This window comes from Microbispora sp. NPDC049633 (assembly GCF_040675265.1).
GTDB lineage: Bacteria > Actinomycetota > Actinomycetes > Streptosporangiales > Streptosporangiaceae > Microbispora > Microbispora maris.
In genome coordinates this window covers 1-21,541 of sequence record NZ_JBFAOO010000037.1, presented here as the reverse complement: position 1 = coordinate 21,541, position 21,541 = coordinate 1, and the positions used below count along the sequence as shown (strand labels likewise).

At 72.0% G+C, this 21,541-nt stretch carries 15 protein-coding genes; 8 read left to right on the top strand and 7 right to left on the bottom strand.

Going from position 1 to position 21,541, the window contains the following annotated elements:
• Positions 1–3: 3 nt before the first annotated feature.
• Positions 4–2,730, top strand: a complete 2,727-nt coding sequence (locus AB0J39_RS12625; RefSeq protein WP_363463743.1) for an AAA family ATPase — start codon at positions 4–6, stop codon at positions 2,728–2,730.
• Positions 2,711–3,595 carry an alpha/beta fold hydrolase gene (locus AB0J39_RS12620; RefSeq protein ID WP_363463741.1) on the top strand — a complete coding sequence of 295 codons (885 nt, stop codon included), beginning with the start codon at positions 2,711–2,713 and terminating at the stop codon, positions 3,593–3,595. Before AB0J39_RS12625 ends, AB0J39_RS12620 begins: the two co-directional genes overlap by 20 nt.
• Here AB0J39_RS12620 and AB0J39_RS12615 read toward each other — a convergent pair.
• Genes AB0J39_RS12615 through glgP form a run of 3 tightly spaced genes read right to left on the bottom strand, consistent with a single transcriptional unit; the run spans position 3,582 to position 8,087 of the window.
• A complete protein-coding gene (locus AB0J39_RS12615; protein ID WP_363463740.1) occupies positions 3,582–4,355 on the bottom strand; it encodes an enoyl-CoA hydratase-related protein in 774 nt (257 codons plus the stop codon). The two genes, AB0J39_RS12620 and AB0J39_RS12615, sit on opposite strands and share 14 nt — an antisense overlap.
• 22 nt (positions 4,356–4,377) lie before the next feature.
• The gene (locus AB0J39_RS12610; protein ID WP_363463738.1) at positions 4,378–5,436 is read right to left on the bottom strand and encodes a glycosyltransferase family 4 protein; all 1,059 of its coding nucleotides are present in this window, start codon (positions 5,434–5,436) and stop codon (positions 4,378–4,380) included.
• A gap of 53 nt (positions 5,437–5,489) precedes the next feature.
• Positions 5,490–8,087 (bottom strand): alpha-glucan family phosphorylase, encoded by a 2,598-nt coding sequence (gene glgP / locus AB0J39_RS12605; RefSeq protein WP_363463737.1) that lies wholly within the window; start codon positions 8,085–8,087, stop codon positions 5,490–5,492.
• Between the two features lie 381 nt (positions 8,088–8,468).
• Between glgP and AB0J39_RS12600 the strand changes: the two genes are divergently transcribed.
• The 4 genes from AB0J39_RS12600 to glgB are packed head-to-tail and all read left to right on the top strand — an operon-like array spanning position 8,469 to position 15,906.
• Positions 8,469–10,517, top strand: a complete 2,049-nt coding sequence (locus tag AB0J39_RS12600; protein WP_363463735.1) for an alpha-1,4-glucan--maltose-1-phosphate maltosyltransferase — start codon at positions 8,469–8,471, stop codon at positions 10,515–10,517.
• Positions 10,518–10,548: 31 nt separating this feature from the next.
• Positions 10,549–12,285 carry a maltose alpha-D-glucosyltransferase gene (treS, locus tag AB0J39_RS12595; RefSeq protein WP_363463733.1) on the top strand — a complete coding sequence of 579 codons (1,737 nt, stop codon included), beginning with the start codon at positions 10,549–10,551 and terminating at the stop codon, positions 12,283–12,285.
• Positions 12,282–13,631, top strand: coding sequence for a phosphotransferase (locus tag AB0J39_RS12590; RefSeq protein WP_363463729.1), 1,350 nt, complete (start codon positions 12,282–12,284; stop codon positions 13,629–13,631). Before treS ends, AB0J39_RS12590 begins: the two co-directional genes overlap by 4 nt.
• A gap of 46 nt (positions 13,632–13,677) precedes the next feature.
• The gene (glgB, locus tag AB0J39_RS12585) at positions 13,678–15,906 is read left to right on the top strand and encodes a 1,4-alpha-glucan branching protein GlgB (protein WP_363463728.1); all 2,229 of its coding nucleotides are present in this window, start codon (positions 13,678–13,680) and stop codon (positions 15,904–15,906) included.
• A gap of 125 nt (positions 15,907–16,031) precedes the next feature.
• Here the strand turns inward: glgB and AB0J39_RS12580 are convergent, their stop codons facing one another.
• The gene (locus AB0J39_RS12580; RefSeq protein ID WP_363463726.1) at positions 16,032–17,015 is read right to left on the bottom strand and encodes an NAD(P)-dependent alcohol dehydrogenase; all 984 of its coding nucleotides are present in this window, start codon (positions 17,013–17,015) and stop codon (positions 16,032–16,034) included.
• Positions 17,016–17,178: 163 nt separating this feature from the next.
• Here AB0J39_RS12580 and AB0J39_RS12575 point away from each other — a divergent pair, with 163 nt between their 5' ends.
• A complete protein-coding gene (locus AB0J39_RS12575) occupies positions 17,179–17,883 on the top strand; it encodes a DUF2306 domain-containing protein (RefSeq protein ID WP_363463724.1) in 705 nt (234 codons plus the stop codon).
• A 14-nt stretch (positions 17,884–17,897) separates the two neighbouring features.
• On the opposite strand, the gene AB0J39_RS12570 is transcribed toward AB0J39_RS12575, so the two are convergent.
• Together AB0J39_RS12570 and AB0J39_RS12565 are read right to left on the bottom strand one after the other, a co-directional pair.
• Positions 17,898–18,527: a cysteine hydrolase gene (locus AB0J39_RS12570; RefSeq protein ID WP_363463722.1), complete on the bottom strand. Its 630-nt coding sequence runs from the start codon at positions 18,525–18,527 to the stop codon at positions 17,898–17,900.
• Positions 18,528–18,579: 52 nt separating this feature from the next.
• On the bottom strand, positions 18,580–19,899 hold the full coding sequence (locus AB0J39_RS12565; RefSeq protein WP_363463720.1) for an MFS transporter: 1,320 nt from the start codon (positions 19,897–19,899) through the stop codon (positions 18,580–18,582).
• Between the two features lie 134 nt (positions 19,900–20,033).
• Here AB0J39_RS12565 and AB0J39_RS12560 point away from each other — a divergent pair, with 134 nt between their 5' ends.
• Entirely contained in the window at positions 20,034–20,969 is a 936-nt protein-coding gene (locus AB0J39_RS12560; RefSeq protein ID WP_363463719.1) for a LysR family transcriptional regulator, read from the top strand.
• Between the two features lie 18 nt (positions 20,970–20,987).
• Here the strand turns inward: AB0J39_RS12560 and AB0J39_RS12555 are convergent, their stop codons facing one another.
• Entirely contained in the window at positions 20,988–21,494 is a 507-nt protein-coding gene (locus AB0J39_RS12555) for a response regulator transcription factor (protein WP_363463717.1), read from the bottom strand.
• Between the last annotated feature and the right edge of the window lie 47 nt (positions 21,495–21,541).

The window sequence follows — 21,541 nt, the reverse complement described above, 5'->3', positions numbered from 1 at the left end:
GTTGTGCTGTACGGCAGATCGGTGGAAACGGCCGCGATCGACGACCTGATCGATCGGGCGCGGAAGGGCTCCGGAAGCGCGCTGGTGCTGCGCGGCGAGGCGGGCGCCGGCAAGACGGCGCTGCTCGACCAGGCGGCCACCCGGGGCGGCGCCATGCGCGTGCTGCGGACCACGGGGGTGGAGGCGGAGGCCGATCTGGCGTTCGCCGCCCTGCACCAGTTGCTGCTGCCGGTGACCGGGCTGCTCGACGCGCTGCCGGAACCGCAGGCCGAGGCCGTGCGCGGCGCGCTCGGGCTGGCCCCGGCGGGTTCCGGCGATCGGTTCCTGCTGGCGGCCGGGGTGCTGTCGCTGCTGGCCGAGGCCGCCGCGCCGGACGGGCTGATCTGCGTCGTCGACGACTTCCAGTGGGTGGACCGGCCGTCGGCCGACGCCCTGTCTTTCGCCGCCAGGCGGCTCGGCACCGAGCCGATCGCGATGCCGCTGGCCGTACGCGGTGACATGCCGGTGAAGGGCCTGCCCTCGCTGGAGATCGGCGGGCTGGCCGGACCGGCCGCCGCCGAACTGCTCGACGCCGGTTTCACGCTCGCGGCGCAGGTCCGGCGCGACCTCGTGGCGCTGACCGGGGGCAACCCGCTGGCGCTGCGCGAGACCGCCCGGTTGCTCACCCCCGCCCAGCGGGCGGGCCGCGAGCCACTGCCCGATCCCCTGCCCGGCGGTGCCCAGCTCTTCGGCGACCGGGTGGCCGCGCTGTCGGCGGGCGCGCGCCTGACCGCCCTGCTGGCGGCGGTCGAGAGCGACGTCGACCTGGTGCTGCGGGCCGCCGCCCGGCTGGGCGCGGGCGAGGCCGCGCTGCCCGAACTCGAGTCCGCCGGGCTCGTCGCCGTGTCCGGGACGCAGGTGCGGTTCCGTCATCCGTTGATCCGGTCGGCGGTGCACGAGACGGCCTCCCCCGCCGGACGCCGCGAGGCGCACGCGGCGCTCGCCGAGCTGTCCGGCGGCGACCGGCGGGCCTGGCACCTGGCCGGTGCCGCCCTCGGCCAGGACGAGTCGGTCGCCGCCGCGCTCGCGCAGGCCGCGGAGCGTGACCGGGACCGGGGCGGGTACGGCGCCGCCGCCACCGCCCTGACCAGGGCCGCCGAGCTCACCCCCGAACCGCTCGTGCGCGCCGGGCGGCTCAAGGACGCCGCCGTGGCCGCCTGGCTCGGCGGGCGGCCCGGCCAGGCGGAGTCCCTGCTGGCCGAGGCCCGTGAGCTCGCCGGGACGGACGCCGCGCTGACCATGGAGATCGCCCAGCTGCGGGGGCGGTTCGAGCTGAACTCCGGCGACGCCGCCGAGGCCGTGCGCATCCTGTCGGCGGGCGACACCCTGGACATGCTGGCCGACGCGGCGGAGGCGGCGTCGTACGTCGGCGACACGGCGGCCATCGTCGAGATCGGGCGGCGGGCGGTGGCCTTCCCCGAGGGGTTCCTGCGCGACGTGCTCGCCGGCATCGGCGCGACGCTCGCCGGCGGCGGCGACGGGCACGACCTGCTCAGGCGTGCGCTCGGCCGTACGGGCGAGCTGCGCGAGGCGGCCGAGTTCCTGTGGGCGTCGGCGGCGGCCAGCCATCTGGGCGAGGTGGACCTGTCCGCCGAGCTGGCCGAGCGGGCCGGTCGGGTCGCCAGGGTCTCCGGGATGACGGGCCAGCTGCCCGTGGTGCTGGAGTTCGTCGCCACCGCCGAACGGCTGGCCGGGCGCCTCGCGGAGAGCCGCGCCGTCTCGGAGGAGGGCCTGGAGCTGGCCCGCGAGGCCGGATACGCCAACACCGTGGCCGCGCACCTGGCCAACCTCGCGGCCGTCGCGGCCCTGCGCGGCGAGGAGGAGCCCTGCGCCCGGTACGCCGGGGAGGCGCTGGCCATCGCCGTCCCGCACCGGGTGGGCCTGCGCGCCGGAGTCGCGGCGTACGCCCTGGCCATGCTCGACCTGTGCCTGGGCCGGTTCGCCGCGGCGCACGACCGGTTCGCCGCGATCGCCGCCGCGGGCCCCGGAGCCGGTCATCCCACCGTCGTCTGGCGAACCGCTCCGGACCGGATCGAGGCCGCCGTCGGCGCGGGCGACACGGACGCCGCCCGGGCGGCACTGGAGGCGTACGAGCGCTGGTCGGCCCACGCGGGGACGGCCGAGTCCCGGGCGCTGCTCGCCCGGTGCCGCGGGCTGGTCCTGCCGGACGACCGGGCCGTCGAGGCGCTCGGCGAGGCGTCGCGGCTGCACGCCAACCCGTTCGAGGCGGCAAGGACGGGACTGCTGCTGGGCGAGCGGCTGCGCCGTACGCACCGGCCGGGAGAGGCCAGGGCGCACCTGCGCGCGGCGTTCGAGACGTTCGAGCGGGCGGGAGCCGCCCCGTGGGCGCGGCGCGCCCACGACGAGCTGCGCGCGGCGGGCGAGAGCGTCCGGCCGGAGAAGGACGCGCCGTCGGCTCCCGAGGTGGCGCCGGACGTGCGGGGCACCGCGCTGGACGCGCTCACCCCGCAGGAACTGCGCATCGCCACCCTGGTGGCGGAGGGCGCGACCAGCAAGGAGATCGCCGCCCGGCTGTTCCTCAGCCCGCGCACCGTCGAATACCACCTGTACAAGATCTATCCGAAGCTCGGCATCACCTCACGTACTGAGCTGGCGCGGCTAGTAGTTCTACGGAAGGCGCACGGCGGCCCCGCACAGCATGCTTTAGCCCATGCCAAACATCTGGAGTGAAGAGTTCGGGGCCGCGGCCGACGAGCCGATCGTGCTGGTGATGGGTTCGATGTCGCAGGGGATCCTGTGGCCGGACGAGTTCGTGGGCCGGCTCGTCGCCGGCGGCCGGCGCGTGATCCGCTACGACCACCGCGACACCGGGATGTCCGACGTCATCGACTTCGAGAAGGATCCGTACACATGGGACGACATCAAGGACGACGTGCTGCGGGTGATGGACGCGCACGGGCTGGACAGCGCGCATCTGGTCTGCCACTCGGCGGGCGGGCTGCTCGGGCAGCTGATCGCGGTGGAGCGGCCGGAGCGCGTGCGGACGCTCACCGTCATCGGCTCGTCGCCGCTCGGCGGCGGTGAGGGCGGAGTGATCATGCGGGCGCTGATGGGCGAGCCGCAGCCCGAGGGCAGCCTGCCCGAGCCCACGCCGGAGTTCGTCGCGTTCTACCGCGAGCTGATCGTCGCGCCGCCGCCGCGCGACCGGCGCGAGCGGATCGAGCGCATGATCGCGGGAGACCGCGTGCTGCACGGCACCGGCCTGCCGTTCGACGAGGACGCCGCACGCAGACTGGCAGAACGCCTGTACGACCGGGCGCGGGACCTCGACGCGGCGGCCAACCACCGGCTGGCGGCGGCGGCGAGGCCCGACTTCGAGCCGGTGGGCGTCCTGCATCGGATCACGGCGCCCACCCTGGTCGTCGAGGGCACGCATGAGCCCGCCAAGCCGGGTCACAGCGCCCTCATCGCCGAGCAGATCCCCGGCGCCCGGCTGATGACGGTCAAGGGGATGGGCCACACCCTGCCGCCGGAGGTGCACGAGGAACTGGCCGGCGCCGTCCTCGCCCACACGGCCGATGTCACTGCCCGGTGAATTTGGGACGGCGCTTCTCGGCGAAGGCCGTCATGCCCTCCCGGGCGTCCTGGGTGGCGAACAGGCCGGAGAACTGGAGCCGCTCGATCTCCAGGCCGGTGTCGAGGTCGGACTCGAGGCCGTGGTCGATCGCGAGCTTGGCCGCCCGGACCGCGGCGACCGGCCCCTCGGCGAACGTCGCGGCGAGTTCGAGCGCCGCCGTGTAGACCTCGCCGTCGGGCACCACGCGGTCGACCAGGCCGATGGCGAGGGCCTCGGCGGCGTCCACGTGCCGCCCGGTGAAGATCAGGTCCTTGGCCCGGGCGGGCCCGACGAGCCGGGGCAGGCGCTGCGTCCCGCCCGCGCCGGGGATGATCCCGAGGGTGATCTCCGGCTGGCCGAGCTTGGCACTCTGCCCGGCCACCCGGAAATCGGCGCAGAGCGCGAGTTCGCAGCCGCCGCCCAGGGCGTACCCGGTGATCGCCGCGATCACCGGCTTGCCGATCCGCGCGACGGCGGTGAAGCAGTCCTGCAAGGTGCGCGAGTGCACGGCCATGTCGGCGTAGGACATGACCGCCATCTCCTTGATGTCGGCTCCGGCCGCGAAGACGCGTTCGCCGCCGTAGACGATGACCGCGTGCGTGTCCGGATCGGCGTCCACGAGCCGCGCGGCCTCCGCGATCTCCTCCTGGACCTGCCGGTTCAGCGCGTTCATCTTCGGCCGGTCGAGCCGGATCGTGGCGATGTGCTCGGAGATCTCCACCCTGACGAATTCACCCATGGCCCCCACCATAGAGGGGTGATCAGCGCCCGAGCGGGAGGGGCCGCCGGGGGCCGGCCGGCGCGGCTTCCGCCACCTCGCGGTAGACCCGCTCGTATCCCTCGACCATGACGGGCACGTCGAAGTGCCGGACCACGCGGGCCCGTACGGCGTGCGGGTCCAGCGCGGAGACCGCCTCGATCGCGGCCGGCAGCTCGGCGGGCGTGTCGCGGACGTAGCCGGTCACCCCGTCCGCCACGACCTCGGGCACCGCGCCCCGCCGCAGCGCCACCACCGGCGTGCCGCAGGCCATCGCCTCGATCATGACCATGCCGAACGGCTCGTCCCACGACAGCGGGAACACCAGGCACCGGGCCCGGGAGAACAGCTCGCTCTTGAGCGCGCCGTCCGCCTCCCCCAGGTATTCGACGTCGGGCCCGAGCAGCGGCTCCACCCGCTCGCGGAAGTAGGCCTGCTCGGCCCGCTCGGCCCGCCTGCCGACCAGCACGATGCGGCGCCCGGCCGCCCGCGCCGCCTCCACCGCGAGGTGCGCGCCCTTGTCGGGGCTGAGCCGCCCCAGCCACAGCACCCAGTCGTCCTTGCGCTCCCGGAACGGCCACGCGGAGACGTCCACCGCGTTGTGCACCCGTCCCACCCAGTTCAGGTCGGCCGCGTGGGCCCGCTGTGCCGAGGAGACTGCCACCAGGGACACGTCCGCGCCGAGGCCCCGGTAGTAGTCGCCGAGCTCCCCGCTCACGTCGTTGTGGCAGGTGACGACCGTCGGCACGAGCCGCCCGGCGGCGGTGAGAGGCCCGGCCAGCGAGTGGTCGTGCACGACGTCCACGACCAGGCCCCGCAGGAGGCGGGCCGCCCTGGCCGCGTGCACCACCTCCGGATACGACTCGCCGATTCGTGCCGAGGGCGGCTCCTCGTAGGTCCGCAGATCCACGCCGCGGCCGGCCCCGACGACGGTGACCCGGTGCCCGCGCGCCCGCAGGCCGCCGACCAGACCGGCGATCACCGCCTCGATGCCGCCGTACGTGCGGGGCGGGACGTCGTACCACGGCGGCGCGACCATCGCGACGCGCAGGGCCCGTGTCATGGTGCTGGTCTACCCCTCTCACCTGCGGCGAAGCGGGCGAGAGGGGTGACCGATCAGCGCAGGGTGCCGTTGGTCATGCCGACCGGCTCCTCCGGGACGGCGACGAGGCCGAGCTCGGCGACCGACGCCATCAGCGGGTGGAACGGGACCACCCGCACGCTGTAGCCGAAGGCACCCGTGCGGTCCAGCGGCACGACGCCGGTGTAGTGCGCCCGGCCGTCGTCACCCGCCGAGTCGGCCTTGAGCGTGACGTAGCCGGGTGACAGCAGCTCGTCGTGCGCGCCCACCCGGCCGTAGGCGGCCTGGACCCGCACGTCCTCGGGCGACAGCTCGCCGAGGGCGATCGTGGCCCGCAGCTCCAGCCGGGCCCCCAGCTCGGGGGTGTCCCCCACGCCGGTCGCCTCGACGTGCTCGACCCGCACACCCGGCCATGCCTTGGCCACACGCAGCTTCCAGGCCGCGAACAGCCGGGCGTCGCCGTAGCCGTCGGCCGCGAGCGCGCGGGCGGAGGCCGCCGCCGGGGCGTACAGGTCGGTCACGTAGTCATGCAGCATGCGCCCGGCGAGCACCTTCGGCCCGAGCGAGCTCAGCGTGTGCTTGACCATCTCCAGCCAGCGCCGCGGCAGGCCGTCGGCGGCCCGGTCGTAGAAGCGGTCGGCGACCTCACGCTCGATGAGGTCGTACAGCGCCGTGGCCTCCAGCTCGTCGCGGCGATCGGGGTCGTCCACGCCGTCGGCGCTGGGGATCGCCCAGCCGTTGTTGCCGTCGTACCACTCGTCCCACCATCCGTCGCGGATGGACAGGTTGAGGCCGCCGTTGAGCGCCGCCTTCATGCCGGACGTGCCGCACGCCTCGAGCGGGCGCAGCGGGTTGTTCATCCACACGTCGGCGCCCGTAACCATGAGCTGCCCGAGCGCCATGTCGTAGTCGGGCAGGAAGACGATGCGGTGCCGCACGTCCTCGGAGTCGGCGAAGCGGACGATCTGCTGGATGAGCTTCTTGCCGCCCTCGTCGGCCGGGTGCGCCTTGCCCGCGATGACGATCTGCACCGGCTTGTCCGGATCCAGCAGCAGCCTGCGGAGCCGGTCGGGCTGGCTGAGCATGAGGGTCAGCCGCTTGTAGGAGGGCACTCGCCGGGCGAAGCCGATCGTCAGCACGTCCGGGTCGAGCGCCTCGTCCACCCAGCCCAGCTCGGCCTCGCTGGCGCCGCGCTGCCGCCACGACTTGCGCAGCCGCCGACGCGCCTCCTCGACCAGGCGAGCGCGCAGCGTGCCCCGGATGCCCCAGATGTCGGCCTCGGAGAGCTTGTGCACGCCCTCCCAGCCCTGCGCCTTGTCGATCAGCGAGGGCAGCTCCTTGCCGGCGAGCTCCATCATCTCCCGGCCGACCCACGTCGGGGCGTGGACGCCGTTGGTGATCGAGCCGATCGGCACCTCGTCCACGTCGAAGCCCGGCCACAGGCCCTGGAACATCTCCCGGCTGACCTGGCCGTGCAGCTCGGACACGCCGTTGACCCGCTGGGCCAGCCGCATGCCCATGACCGCCATGTTGAACACCGACGGGTCGGCGTCGGGGCCCTCAGGCTCCGCGCCGAGCTCCAGGATGCGGTCGACCGACACCGTCGGCCAGGCGTTCGAGCCGCCGAACTGCCGGGCGATCATCTCGGCGGGGAACCGGTCGATGCCCGCGGGGACCGGCGTGTGCGTGGTGAACACCGTCCCGGCGCGTACGGCCTCCAGGGCCTCCTCGAACGACAGGCGGGCCTCGGTGAGCTCGCGGATGCGCTCGAGGCCGAGGAAGCCCGCGTGGCCCTCGTTGGTGTGGAACACCTCGGGCTCCGGGTGGCCGGTGATCCGGCAGTAGGCCCGGATGGCCCGCACGCCGCCGACGCCGAGCAGCAGCTCCTGCATCAGCCGGTGGTCGCCGCCGCCGCCGTACAGGCGGTCGGTCACGTCCCTGGCGACCGCGTCGTTCTCGGCGACGTCGGAGTCGAGCAGGAGCAGCGGCACCCGGCCGACCTGGGCCACCCAGATCTGGGCGTGCAGGACGCGCCCCTCCGGCAGGCCGATCTTGATGCGGGCCGGAGCGCCGTCCTGCTCCTTGAGCAGCGTGAGCGGCAGGCCGCCCGGGTCGAGGGACGGGTAGTGCTCCAGCTGCCAGCCCTCGGCGGACAGCGACTGGGTGAAGTAGCCGTGCCGGTAGAGCAGGCCGACGCCGAGGATCGGCACACCCAGGTCGCTGGCGGCCTTGAGGTGGTCGCCGGCGAGGATGCCGAGGCCGCCGGAGTACTGCGGCAGGGCGGCGGAAATGCCGTACTCGGGCGAGAAGTAGCCGATCGCCCTCGGCGCGCCCTCCAGCGACTGGTACCACCGGGGGGCGGTCATGTACTCGCGGAGGTCGTCGGCGGCGTCGGCCAGCCGGCGCAGGAAACGCCGGTCCTGGGCGAGCTCGCGCAGCCTGCCGGCCTCGACCGCGCCGAGCAGCGCGACGGGGTCGTGATCGACACGCTCCCAGACCTCGGGATCCACCTCGGCGAACAGGTCCATGGTCTCGGGGTGCCACGACCATCGAAGATTTTGGACCAACTCGCCCAGAGGTGCGAGCTGTGAGGGAAGAACGGTTCGGACAGTGAACCTGCGGATAGCTCTCACGGGGCCAGACCCTAGTTACTCAGCGCCACGACGCGCGACCGAATCAAACTTGTCGTACTGCGATGCCAGTTCTCGAACGCTCTCACCACCATCAAACCGGTTCAAACCTCACTAAAGTACCTTTGACCTGGTGATGTGCACGCCGGACGATCTCCGGCGGCACGCAATGATCGATCTCCCGGGGAGACCGTCCCAAACACGGCGAGCGGTCTTTCGTTCGGCAGGGGTAAGAGTGGACTATTAGGGCAACCCCTGTATGAACGAGGAAGGGACCGCGGCCAGCGGGTCCCCGCCTTCCGTGCTGCCCGCCCGACCACATGCAGTTCCTGCCCCGCAAGCCCCGGCGGCACCCGGTGTGCCGCCCCCGGATACGAAGTGACGATGATCGGACGCATTCCCATCCAGGACATCCAGCCCGTCGTCGACTGCGGCCAGTGGCCCGCCAAGGCCGCCGCGGGAGAGACCTTCGAGATCAGCGCGACAGTGTTCCGCGAGGGACACGACGCGGTCGCCGCCGGCGTCGTGCTGATCGACCCGAGCGGCACGCCGGGCCGGATGACGCCCATGCGCGAGATCGCGCCGGGCACCGACCGGTGGAGCGTGGAGGTGACGCTCCCCTCCGAGGGCCTGTGGCAGTTCCGGGTCGAGGCCTGGAGCGACCCGATCGCCACCTGGATGCACGACGCGGGCATCAAGATCCCCCGCAACCTCGACGCCGACCTCATGTGCGAGGAGGGCGCCCGGCTGTTCGAGCGGGCGGCCAAGGGCGTGCGGGCGGCGGACTGCGCGGCGACGGAGGCGGGCGGCACCTGCGGGCACCGCGCCGCGCTGCTGGCCCTCGCGGCCCGCCTGCGGGACGAGGCGGTGGACCCCCGGGCGCGCTTCGCGGTGACCCAGCTGCCCGAAACGGCCGCGTTGATCGCCGCGCACCCGCTGCGCGACCTGCTCACCCGCTCCGGCCGCAACCGCATCAGGGTCGACCGGCGGCGGGCGCTGTTCGGCTCGTGGTACGAGTTCTTCCCCCGCTCCGAGGGGGCCGTGGTCGGGCAGGAGGGCGTCGCGCCCAAGTCGGGGACGTTCAGGACGGCGGCCAAGCGGCTCCCGGCGATCGCCCAGATGGGCTTCGACGTGGTCTACCTGCCGCCGATCCACCCGATCGGCACGCAGTTCCGCAAGGGCCGCAACAACACGCTGACCCCCGACCAGTACGACCCCGGGTCGCCCTGGGCCATCGGCGCGCAGGAGGGCGGGCACGACGCGATCCACCCCGACCTGGGCACGATCGAGGACTTCGACGCATTCGTCGCGAAGGCCCGTGAGCTGGGCATGGAGGTCGCCCTCGACCTCGCGCTGCAGTGCTCCCCCGACCACCCCTGGGTCAAGGAGCACCCGGAGTGGTTCAACATCCGGGCCGACGGCTCGATCGCGTACGCCGAGAACCCGCCGAAGAAGTACCAGGACATCTACCCCCTGAACTTCGACAAGGACCCCGAGGGGATCTACGCGGAGATCAAGCGGGTGGTCCGCCACTGGATGGACCACGGCGTGCGGATCTTCCGGGTGGACAACCCGCACACCAAGCCGGTCCGGTTCTGGGAGCGGCTGCTGTCGGACATCAACTCGACCGACCCCGACGTGCTGTTCCTCGCCGAGGCGTTCACCCGGCCACCGATGCTGCGCACGCTGGCCAAGGTCGGCTTCCACCAGTCGTACACCTACTTCACCTGGCGCAACTCCAAGCCGGAGGTCGAGGACTACCTGCGGGAGCTGGCCCGCGAGACCTCGCACTACCTGCGGCCGAACCTGTTCGTCAACACGCCCGACATCCTGCACGAGTACCTCCAGCACGGAGGCGTCCCGGCGTTCAAGATCCGGGCCGTTCTGGCCGCGTTGATGGCTCCTACGTGGGGTGTGTACTCCGGATATGAGCTGGCCGAGAACGTCCCGGTGCGTCCTGGCAGCGAGGAGTACCTCGACAGCGAGAAGTACCAGTACAGGCCGCGTGACTGGGCGGAGGCGGAGCGTGAGGGCCGAAGCCTTGCCCCGTTCATTACCCAGCTCAATTTGTTGAGAAGAGCACACCCGGCGCTCCAGGAATTGCGTAACCTACGGTTTCACAACGTCGACCAGCCGGACGTGATCTGCTTCTCCAAGCGGCTGCCCGGCGCCTACGACACGGCCACACGACGGCACGGACTAGGCGATGTCGTGCTGGCCGTCGTCAATCTGGATCCACACAACACACATGAGGCGACGGTCCGGCTCGACATGCCGGCCCTCGGTCTCGACTGGCATGCCGAGTTCGTCGTGGACGACCAACTGTCGGGCGAGTCGTACCGCTGGGGGCCGGCGAACTACGTGCGCCTCGATCCGCACGTCCATCCCGCACACATCCTCACGCTCCGCCACGGGTCAGCGCACCGTCCGTGAGCGCAGCTCTGCACATCCGGGGAGTCAACAGGTGAGCTCGACGACACCTCAGCCCAGCCACACGCAGCCCATCCCGAACACCTTCAACGAGGAGGAGCCGCGGGATCAGCGCTGGTACAAACGGGCTGTCTTCTACGAGGTGCTGATCCGTGGCTTCGCCGACTCGAACGGCGACGGCACCGGCGACATCCGCGGCCTCATCGAGAAGCTGGACTACCTCCAGTGGCTCGGCATCGACTGCCTCTGGCTGCTCCCGCTGTACGAGTCCCCTCTCAAGGACGGCGGGTACGACATCTCGGACTACATGAAGATCCTCCCGGACTTCGGTGACCTGGGAGACTTCATCCGGCTGGTGGACGAGGCGCACAAGCGCGGCATCCGCGTCATCGCCGACCTGGTCATGAACCACACCAGCGACCAGCACCCGTGGTTCCAGGCGTCCCGCCACGACCCCGACGGCCCGTACGGCGACTTCTACGTGTGGAGCGACACGGACGAGAGCTACAAGGACGCCCGGATCATCTTCATCGACACCGAGGCGTCCAACTGGACCTTCGACCCCGTCCGGGGGCAGTACTACTGGCACCGGTTCTTCCACCACCAGCCGGACCTCAACTTCGAGAACCCGGCGGTGCAGGACGCGATGATGGAGGTCATCCGCTTCTGGCTCGACCTCGGCATCGACGGGTTCCGGCTCGACGCGATCCCGTACCTGTTCGAGCAGGAGGACACCAACTGCGAGAACCTGCCGGCGACCCACGCGTACCTGAAGCGGGTGCGGGCCGAGGTGGACCGGATCTACCCCGACCGGGTGCTGCTGGCCGAGGCCAACCAGTGGCCGGCCGACGTGGTGGAGTACTTCGGCGACCCGGTCACCGGCGGCGACGAGTGCCACATGGCCTTCCACTTCCCGCTGATGCCGCGCATCTTCATGGCGGTGCGGCGGGAGTCGCGCTACCCGATCTCGGAGATCATGGCCCAGACGCCGAAGATCCCCGAGAACTGCCAGTGGGGCATCTTCCTGCGCAACCACGACGAGCTCACGCTCGAGATGGTCACCGACGAAGAGCGCGACTACATGTACTCCGAGTACGCCAAGGACCCCCGGATGCGGGCGAACGTCGGCATCCGCCGCCGGCTGGCGCCGCTGCTGGACAACGACCGCAACCAGATCGAGTTGTTCACCGCGCTGCTGCTCAGCCTGCCCGGCTCGCCCGTGCTCTACTACGGCGACGAGATCGGCATGGGCGACAACATCTGGCTCGGCGACCGGGACGGCGTCCGCACGCCGATGCAGTGGACGCCCGACCGCAACGCGGGCTTCTCGAACTGCGACCCCGGGCGGCTCTACCTACCCGTGATCATGGACCCGATCTACGGGTACCAGGCGATCAACGTCGAGGCGCAGCAGAAGAGCGCCAGCTCACTGCTCCACTTCACCAAGCGGATGATCGAGATCCGCAAGCGTCACCCGGTGTTCGGCCTCGGCGAGTTCACCGAGCTGAACTCGTCCAACCCGAGCGTGCTCGCGTTCGTCCGTGAGCTGGGCGACGACCGCGTGCTGTGCGTCAACAACCTGTCGCGCTTCCCCCAGCCGGTCGAGCTCGACCTGCGCAGGTTCGAGGGATCCACGCCGGTCGAGTGCATGGGCGGAGTTCCTTTTCCCCCGATCGGCGAGCTTCCGTATCTTTTGACGCTCCCTGGGCATGGGTTCTATTGGTTCACACTGCCCGTCACGCACAGGACGGCCGGCACGAAGGAGGAGTGACGACTTCACTTCAGGGACTCCTGGCCGGCTGGATCACCGGACAACGGTGGTTCGCCGGCAAGGGGCGCGCCATCGACGACCTGTCCATCGAATCCGAGATCGAGGTCGCCGCCGGTGATCCGGCGCTGCTGCATCTGATCGTGTGCGTGCGGCAGGGGGAGCGCCGCACGCGCTACCAGATCCCGGTCGGGCTGCGCGAGCATCTGCCCGACCGGCTCGACCACGTGCGGATCGGCACCTGCCACCGCGACGGCCGCGAGGTCGGCGTCTACGACGCGCTGCACGACTCCGCCCTGACGGGACACCTGCTGGAGGGGATGGCCGGGGACCGCCGGTTCGACGGCCTCGGCTTCCACCGCACCCATGGGGCGGAGATCGACACCTCGCTCCGTAGTCTCGTGCTGACCGCCGAGCAGTCGAACACCTCACTGGTGTACGGCGACAAGTACATATTCAAGCTGTTCCGCCAGCTCAACCCGGGGGTCAACCCCGAGCTGGAGATCATCACGGCACTCGCCGAGACGGGCTCGGCCCACGTGGCCAGGCCGTACGGCTGGATCGAGACCGAGCTCCAGGGCGAGCCGACCACCCTGGCGATCATGCAGGAGTATCTGCAGAACGCCAACGAGGGCTGGTCGATGGCTCTGACCAGCGTGCGCGACCTCTACGCGTGCCCGGAGGGCATGCCGGCGGAGGACGCCGGAGGCGACTTCGCCGGCGAGGCGCAGCGTCTCGGGCTGGCCACCGCGCAGGTGCACCGCGAACTCGCGCGGGCCTTCCCCACCGGGACGATCGAGCCGCCCGAGATCAAGCGGATGACCGAGCGGTTCCGCCGCCGCCTGGAGAAGGCGGTGGCCGAGGTTCCGAGCCTCGGCGAGCACGCGGGCGTCGCCGTCGAGGCGTTCGACCGGCTGGCCGACCTCGGCCATGAGATCCCGGTGCAGCGGGTGCACGGCGACTACCACCTCGGGCAGGTCATGCGGACCATGACCGACTGGGTGGTGCTCGACTTCGAGGGCGAGCCGGGCCAGCCGCTGGCCGAGCGGCGGGCGCTCGACTCGCCGCTGCGCGACGTGGCGGGCATGCTGCGCTCGTTCGACTACGCCGCACGGCACCTGCTGGCCGGGCATCCGAACGCCGACGGGCTGGAGAGCCGGGCCCGGGAGTGGTCGGAGCGCAACCGCGCCGCGTTCCTGGCCGGCTACTCCGAGGGCGGCGGCCGCATCCGCGGCGACGACGCCGTGCTGTTGCGCGCCCTGGAGCTCAGCAAGGCGGTGTACGAGGTCGTCTACGAGTCGCGTAACCGTCCCTCGTGGCTGCCCATCCCCATCGCGGCGTTCCGCTGACAAGATCAGGGTGTTCGGAGGGAAACATCTAGGGCAGGTTGGCGACATGGATTTGGACCGGCTGGCGGGGGGCGCGCACCACGACCCCCATTCCATATTGGGTGCCCATCCCGGGCCCGACGGCGTCACGATCAGGGCCCTGCGCCCCTTCGCGGAGAAGGTCGAGGTGCTGGCCGACGGCGCGGCGCACGAGATGGGCCACATCGGGTTCGGGGTCTTCGAGGTGACGCTGCCCGGCGTCGACAAGATTCCGGACTACCGCCTGCGCATCACCTATCCCGACGCCCCGCCGTACGAGACGGACGATCCGTACCGGCACTGGCCGACGCTGGGCGAGCTCGACCTGCACCTGATCGGTGAGGGACGGCACGAACGGCTGTGGGAGGTGCTCGGGGCGCGGGTGATGCGCCACGAGGACGTGGACGGCACGGCCTTCTCGGTGTGGGCGCCGAACGCGCAGGGCGTGCGGATGATCGGCGACTTCAACCACTGGAACGGCGCCGCCCACCCGATGCGCTCCCTCGGCCGGACGGGGGTGTGGGAGCTGTTCCTCCCGGGGATCGGCGAGGGCACGCGGTACAAGTTCCAGATCCTCGGCCTCGACGGCATCTGGCGGGAGAAGGCCGACCCGATGGCCCGCCGCACCGAGATCCCTCCGGCGACCGCCAGCATCGTCGAGAGGTCCGCGTACGAGTGGCGTGACCAGGAGTGGATGACCGACCGGGCGACCCGTGACGCCCTCGCCGAGCCGATGAGCACCTACGAGGTGCACCTCGGCTCGTGGCGGCCCGGCCTGTCCTACCGCGACCTCGCCCGCGAGCTGGTCGAGTACGTCAAGGACATGGGGTTCACGCACGTGGAGTTCCTGCCGGTCGCCGAGCACCCGTTCGGCGGCTCGTGGGGCTACCAGGTGACGTCCTACTACGCCCCGACGTCGCGGTTCGGCTCCCCCGACGACTTCCGCCACCTGGTGGACGAGCTCCACCGGGCCGGCATCGGTGTAATCGTGGACTGGGTTCCGGCGCACTTCCCGATGGACGAGTGGGCGCTGGCCCGCTTCGACGGCACGCCGCTCTACGAGCACGCCGACCCCGCCCGCGGCACCCACCCCGACTGGGGCACGTACGTCTTCGACTTCGGCCGCAACGAGGTGCGCAACTTCCTGGTCGCCAACGCGCTCTACTGGCTCAAGGAGTTCCACGTCGACGGCCTGCGGGTGGACGCGGTGGCCTCGATGCTCTACCTCGACTACTCCCGCCGCGAGGGCGAGTGGACGCCCAACGAGTACGGCGGCAGGGAGAACCTCGACGCGATCGAGTTCCTCAAGGAGATGAACGCCGTCGTCTACCGCGAGGAGCCGGGGATCGTGACGATCGCGGAGGAGTCGACCGCGTGGCCCGGCGTGTCGCGGCCGGCTTACCTCGGCGGGCTCGGCTTCGGCTTCAAGTGGAACATGGGCTGGATGCACGACACGCTCAGCTACATGTCCCGCGAGCCGGTCTACCGGCAGTATCACCACCACCAGATGACGTTCTCCCTGATGTACGCCTTCTCGGAGAACTTCGTGCTGCCGCTCTCGCACGACGAGGTCGTCCACCTGAAGGGGTCGCTGCTGGGCAAGATGCCCGGCGACGAGTGGCAGCGATTCGCCAACCTGCGGGCGTTGTACGGCTTCATGTGGGCCCACCCCGGCAAGCAGCTGCTGTTCATGGGCGGCGAGTTCGGCCAGGGGGCCGAGTGGTCGGAGGCGGGCGGCCTCGACTGGTGGGTGCTCGACTTCGACTTCCACCAGGGCGTACGCCGCCTGGTGCGGGACCTCAACCGGGTCTACCGCGAGTCGCCGGCGCTGTACTCCCGCGACACCACCCACGAGGGCTTCCGCTGGATCGACGCCGACGACGCCTCGGGCAACGTGCTGTCGTTCCTGCGGTACGGCGCGGACGGCTCGGTGCTCGCCTGCGTCGCCAACTTCTCCGGCTCCCCGCACGAGGACTACCACCTCGGCCTGCCGACCCCCGGCCGGTGGGAGGAGATCCTCAACACCGACGCGTACGAGTACGCCGGCAGCGGTGTCGGCAACATGGGCGCGGTCGATTCGGTCGAGGTGCCGCGGCACGGGCTGCCCTGCTCGGCCCGGCTGCGGGTGCCGCCGCTCGGCGTCGTGTGGCTGCGGCCGGTGGAGAGTCCCACGGCCGTGAGCCCGGAGATGGACGAGCGCGCCGAACCGGAGGAAGCGGCGGAGGCCGAGCCCGAGGGTCTGATCGCCGAATCCTGAGCTCTTACGGCCGGGGTCCGCGGCGCGGGCCCCGGCGGGGCGGACCCGGTCAGACGCGGCCGCGGAAGAGCTCGCGCAGGTCCCTTCCGCGGCGAGGCGGTTGAGACAGGCCCCACCGCGGCCGGTCAGAGCGTGACGACGACCTTTCCGGGGGCGTGTCCCTGTTCCACGTACCCGACGGCCGCCGGGATCTCGGCGAACGGATAGCTGCGGCCGATCACGGGAGTGACCTTGCCGGCCTCGATGAGCTCGGTCAGCCGTGCCAGGTCGCCCGGGATGTTCCGGGCGCCGATCACCTGGGTCATGACCACACGCTGGGAGACGAACGGCGACACCGCGAGCGTCGCGATCGTGTGGCCGACGGGCTGCAGCCACCGTCCGGCCGGCCCGCCGACGAGGACGTGGGTCCCCCGGGGCTTCAGCACCCGCGCGCAGGCCCTCAGGGCGCGGGTGCCCGCGATGTCGAGCAGCACGTCGTGGCGCGTCCCGCGCCGGGTGAAGTCCTCCTTCGTGTAGTCGACGACATCGTCCGCGCCGATCGACCGCACCAGGTCCGCGTTCCGGCCGCTGCACACACCGGTGACCTCGGCGCCGAACGCCTTGGCGAGCTGCACGGCGAAGGTCCCCACGCCCCCCGACGCCCCGTTCACGAGAACGGCCTGGCCGGGCTGGACTCCTCCCTGGTCGAGCGCCATCAGTGCGGTGACGGCCGCCAGCGGCACCGCGGCCGCCTGCTCGAACGACAGGTTCTCCGGTTTGCGGGCCAGCGCGCTCTCCCGCACGCACACGTACTCGGCGAAGCCGCCCTGCGTGAGCAGCGCGAACACCTCGTCGCCGGGGCGGAACCCGGTGACGCCCGCGCCGACCGCCTCGACCTGTCCGGCCACGTCGGCGCCCAGGACGCCGATCCGCGGCCGGCGCGGCCCGAGCGTGCCGCCCATCAGGCGCGCGACGTACGGCTCGCCCCTCATGTGGTGCCAGTCGTACGGCTGGACGGAGGTGGCGCGCACCCGGACCAGCACCTCGCCGGGACCGGGCACGGGCGTGTCGAGGTCGGTGAGCTCCAGGACGTCGGGCGAGCCGTACGAGCGTAAGACGAAGGCCTTCATCGGTTTCTCCTCGTCGCTTCGGCGGTGGGGAGATTCAGCGTAGGAAGCGCCGCCGACAGGGCGTATCAGCCGAAAGTACGCCCGATCGGCAGCCGATCGGGCGGTGTGAATCCGGCCGTTCCGCCGATGATCCGCACCGGCCTCGCGAATCATCATCGGGGTCATGACCGAAGGAATATCGACGGAACGGCCCACGCCCGCACGGAGCGGCTCGCCGGGCAGGAACCGCAGGACGGGATGGCTGGTGCCCGCCGCGCTGATCGCGCTCAGCGCCGTCCCCGTGATCGCCGGCGCCACCCGGCTGGGGCAGCTGACCGGCGGCGGGCCGGTCACGCACGACAGCGCCCGGTATTTCGCGACGCCCGCGCCCGTCGTCGCGCACATCGTCGCCGTCACCCTCTTCAGCCTCCTGGGGGCCCTCCAGTTCGCCCCGGGGTTGCGCCGCCGCAGGCCCGCCTGGCACCGCGCCGCCGGGCGGCTCGTGGTTCCGTCCGGGCTCGTCAGCGCGTTCTCGGGTCTGTGGATGACGCTGTTCTATCCCCCGCTGCAGAACGACAGCGCCCTCCTCGTGGGCCTGCGACTGGCGTTCGGCATCTTGATGATCGTGTCCCTCGTCCTCGGCTTCGCGGCGATCCGGCGGCGGGACGTCACCCGTCATCGCGCCTGGATGACCCGGGGCTACGCGATCGGCATGGGCGCGGGCACCCAGTTGCTGACCGTCGGGCCCTGGATGGCGCTGGCCGGCGAGCCCGGCCCGCTCCCCCGGGCGCTGCTGATGGGCGCCGGCTGGATGATCAACCTCGCCGTCGCCGAATGGGCCATCCGCAGAGGCCCCAAAGTCCCGGCCATGTCCCCCGAAGTGAGGTAGCCGTGCGTGCGGCCTCAGCCCGCGGGCTCGCCCTCCTCGCCCTCGGCGCGGCGGCTCTCGTGCAGGAGCGAACGCAGTCCGGCGGTGTCGATGACGTGGGCCAGTCTCGGGAAGACGCCGGTCATCAGGGCCTGGTGGACGTGCGGGTCCGGGTCGGTGACGCCGTCGGACAGGACGTAGAGCCGGTAGTCGCGATCGGCGGCGTCAGTGAGGGTGGACAGCACGACGCCGCTGGTGGTGATGCCGGCGACGACCAGGGTGGTGATCCCGCGGTCCCGCAGTCGCCGGTCCAGGTCCGTCGTGGAGAGCGCGCCATAGCGGGTCTTGCGGACGGTGATGTCGCCGGGCTCGGGAGCGAGCCGGTGGTCGATGCCCGCGCCGGGGTCCGCGTGGTGCAGGAGACGCTGCCGGCCGACGAAGGAGAACGCCTTGTTGGCCGGTGGGATCGCCGCCCAGTCGGCTTCGGTGAACCCGACTCGCACGTAGGCGACGGCGGCGCCGTGCGCGCGCATGTCGGCGATGGCGCCGGCCACCCGTGACAGCAGTGATTCCGTGTCGGGGAGCGAGGCCAGGATCGCCTGCTGGTAATCCATGACGAGCAGCGCGGCCGTCCGGGGGTCCAGCGCCGGGGTCGTGACGGTCATCTTCTCTCCTTGGGTGACGAGGATCGGGGTGAGCGACGGCCGTGGCGGCCCGTCAGGCGCGGCTCGCCGGGGCGGGCTCCGCCTCGGCGAAGGGCTCGGAGAGGGGCTCGGAGACGGGCTCGGAGACGGGCTCGGAGACGGGCTCGGAGACGGGCTCGGCGACGGGTGCCGCGGCACGCCGGGGGAGCAGCAGCGGGGTGGCCAGCAGGAGCACGCCGGCCAGGCCGATGGCCGCGCGCGGACCGAGCAGGCCGCCCAGCACGCCCCATACGGCCGTCAGCAGCGCGGTCGAGGCCTTGGTCGTCACCGTCCAGGCGGACAGCGTGCGGGCGATCCGCCCGGTCGCGGTGCGCTCGAGACGGTAGGTGGCGCAGACGGGGTTGAAGACCCCGCAGCAGAAGATGAGCCCGAGCTCGACGCCCATCACCAGCAGCAGCCCTCCGGTGCCCGGCCCCACGAAGGCCAGGCCGACGAGCCAGAGCGCGCGCAGCGCCCCGGAGACGACCAGGACCCGGTGCTGGCCGAACCGGGTGACGAGCGGCCGGGCCAGCCGCGCGCCGAGCAGCCCGCCGACGGAGGGCGCGGCGAAGGCGAGGCCGTACTGCCACGGCTCGAACCCGAGCCGCCCGAGCATCAGGACGGCCAGCAGCGCGTCCGCGGCCATCACCAGGCCGTTGAACACGGCGGTGTTGAAGAACAGCGGACGCAGCGTCGCGTCGGCGAGGATGTGCCGCCAGCCGTCGAGCAGATCCCCGGCCCGCATGCGCGCGGTCTCCCTTCGCTCGGGGCGCGGCTCCCGGCCGCCCGTCGCGCGGATGCCCAGGGCCGAGAGCAGGTAGCTGACCGCGTCGGCCACCACCGTCGCCACCGGGCCGAGGAGCCCGATCGCGGCGCCGCCCAGCGGCGGTCCGATGATCGTGGTCGCCCAGGACGTGGACTCGAACCGGGCGTTGGCGACGAGCAGGTGCTCGGCCGGCACCAGCGTCTTCAGGTAGGCGCCGGAGGCGGCGCGGAAGGTGATGTCGGCCGCCGCGACGACCACCGAGACCAGCAGGAGCTGGACGAAGGAGAGCACGCCGAGCGCGAACGCCGCGGGGATCGTCAGCAGCGCCGCGGACCGCACCAGGTCCGTCCCGATCAGCACCGGCCGCTTGCGGCGGAACTCCACCCACGGGCCGAGCGGCACCGCCACCGCCGCGCCCGCCGCCGCCCCCACGGAGGCCAGCGCCGCGACCTGCGCCGGCCCGGCGTGCAGCACCTGGACCGCGATCAGCGGGAACGCGCCGAAGGCGAGCCAGGTGCCGAGCGCGCTGGTTCCGTACGCCGCCCAGAGCCACCCGAACCGCCGCCCCAACCGGTGCCCGTTCCGCATGTCCGACGCCCCTCGCCATTCATCCGTACAACCGATTCGCGATCGGGGACATCAAATCGAGCGCCGTGACCGGAGATCAAACAACCGGAAGGCCACTCAGCCACAACAAACGGTTGTATCCATAAGGTGTCCGCATGGACCTCGACACCGTCCGGACCTTCGTCGCCGCCGCCGACGCGGGGCAGTTCCAGGAGGCCGCCGCCGAGCTGGCGGTCACCCAGCAGGCCGTCTCCAAGCGCGTCGCCGCGCTGGAGCGCGACCTCGGCGTGCGGCTGTTCACCCGCACGCCGCGCGGCGCGGAGCTCACCATCGACGGGCAGGCGTTCCTGCCCCATGCCCGGGAGCTGCTGCGCGCCGCCGACCGGGCCGTCGCGTCCGTGCGCACCGGCCGCCGGCCGCTGCGCGTCGACATGCTCACCTCACGCAGCGCGCCCTCGGGCCTGATGCGCGGCTTCCACCGCGCGCACCCCGACATCGACCTCGACGTGGTCATGCTGTTCGACATCGACAAGGCCGTCGCCGCGATCCGGTCCGGTGCGATCGACGCGTCCTTCCGGGCCGTCGCCATGCCCGGCCGGCCCCTGCCCGAGGAGATCGAGTCCGTCCGGGTGCTCGACGAGCCGCTCCAGCTCCTCGTCGGACCCGCTCACGCGCTGGCCGGCGCCCGGTCGGTGACCGTCGCCCAGCTCGCCGGGCACCGGATCTGGATGCCCGGCCTCGTCCCCGGCACGGAATGGACCGCCTACTACGACGACCTCGTCGCCGAGTTCGGCCTCACCATCGAGGCGACCGGCCCCAACTTCGGCTCCGACGCGCTCCTCGACACCATCGCCGACACCCCGGCCCTGGCCACCTTCATGGGCGGGCAGACCCGCCTCGTCTGGCCCGCCGGCCACGGCCTGCGGCGCATCCCGGTGACCGACCCCACGCCCGTCTACCCGCACTCGCTCCTGTGGCACCGCGACAACCCCCACCCCGCGCTGGCCACCCTCCGCGCCCACCTCGCCTCCGGGGCGGCCGCCCTCGACGCCACCGGGACGTGGGCGCCGGGCTGGGCGGTCCTGCGCTGAGAGCGATGCGGGACCCGGTCAGCTCCCGACGCGGCCGGTCTGGTGGGCCCAGATGGCGATCTCCACGCGGTTGCGGGCGCCGAGCTTGGCCATCAGGCTGGCGACGTGGGTCTTGACCGTGCTGAGCGAGATGTGCAGCTCGGCGGAGATCTCGCCGTTCGTCCGGCCGCGCGCCACGGCGGCGAGGATCTCCTCCTCCCGATGGGTGAGCGCCTCGACGGGCTGCGGGAGGGACGAGGCGCGACCGGTGCGGGCGAAGGTCCCGAGCAGCCGGGCGGTGACACTCGGGGCGATGAGCGCGTCCCCTTCGGCGGCGGCGTGGACGGCCTGGGAGAGCATCTCGGCGCCGGCGTTCTTCAGCAGGAAGCCCCGGGCGCCGGCCTTCAGGGCGGCGTAGACGTACTCGTCGAGGTCGAACGTGGTGATGACGACGACGGCGAGAGGGTCGGCGACGTCCGGCCCGGCGAGGGCTCTGGTCGCCTCGATCCCGTCGACGCCGGGCATGCGGATGTCGAACAGGCACATCCGGGCTTGTCAGGGAAACGCTTCTCTCGCCATATGCGCTCGTGGCC

Excerpts from the sequence above, each read along its gene's own strand:
- glgB (WP_363463728.1), top strand. The coding sequence starts at position 13,678 with ATGGATTTGGACCGGCTGGCGGGGGGCGCGCACCACGACCCCCATTCC.
- AB0J39_RS12555 (WP_363463717.1), bottom strand. The coding sequence starts at position 21,494 with ATGTGCCTGTTCGACATCCGCATGCCCGGCGTCGACGGGATCGAGGCG.
- AB0J39_RS12615 (WP_363463740.1), bottom strand. The coding sequence starts at position 4,355 with ATGGGTGAATTCGTCAGGGTGGAGATCTCCGAGCACATCGCCACGATC.
- AB0J39_RS12580 (WP_363463726.1), bottom strand. The coding sequence starts at position 17,015 with ATGAAGGCCTTCGTCTTACGCTCGTACGGCTCGCCCGACGTCCTGGAG.
- AB0J39_RS12620 (WP_363463741.1), top strand. The coding sequence starts at position 2,711 with ATGCCAAACATCTGGAGTGAAGAGTTCGGGGCCGCGGCCGACGAGCCG.
- AB0J39_RS12565 (WP_363463720.1), bottom strand. The coding sequence starts at position 19,899 with ATGCGGAACGGGCACCGGTTGGGGCGGCGGTTCGGGTGGCTCTGGGCG.
- AB0J39_RS12600 (WP_363463735.1), top strand. The coding sequence starts at position 8,469 with ATGATCGGACGCATTCCCATCCAGGACATCCAGCCCGTCGTCGACTGC.
- AB0J39_RS12560 (WP_363463719.1), top strand. The coding sequence starts at position 20,034 with ATGGACCTCGACACCGTCCGGACCTTCGTCGCCGCCGCCGACGCGGGG.
- AB0J39_RS12610 (WP_363463738.1), bottom strand. The coding sequence starts at position 5,436 with ATGACACGGGCCCTGCGCGTCGCGATGGTCGCGCCGCCGTGGTACGAC.
- AB0J39_RS12570 (WP_363463722.1), bottom strand. The coding sequence starts at position 18,527 with ATGACCGTCACGACCCCGGCGCTGGACCCCCGGACGGCCGCGCTGCTC.
- AB0J39_RS12575 (WP_363463724.1), top strand. The coding sequence starts at position 17,179 with ATGACCGAAGGAATATCGACGGAACGGCCCACGCCCGCACGGAGCGGC.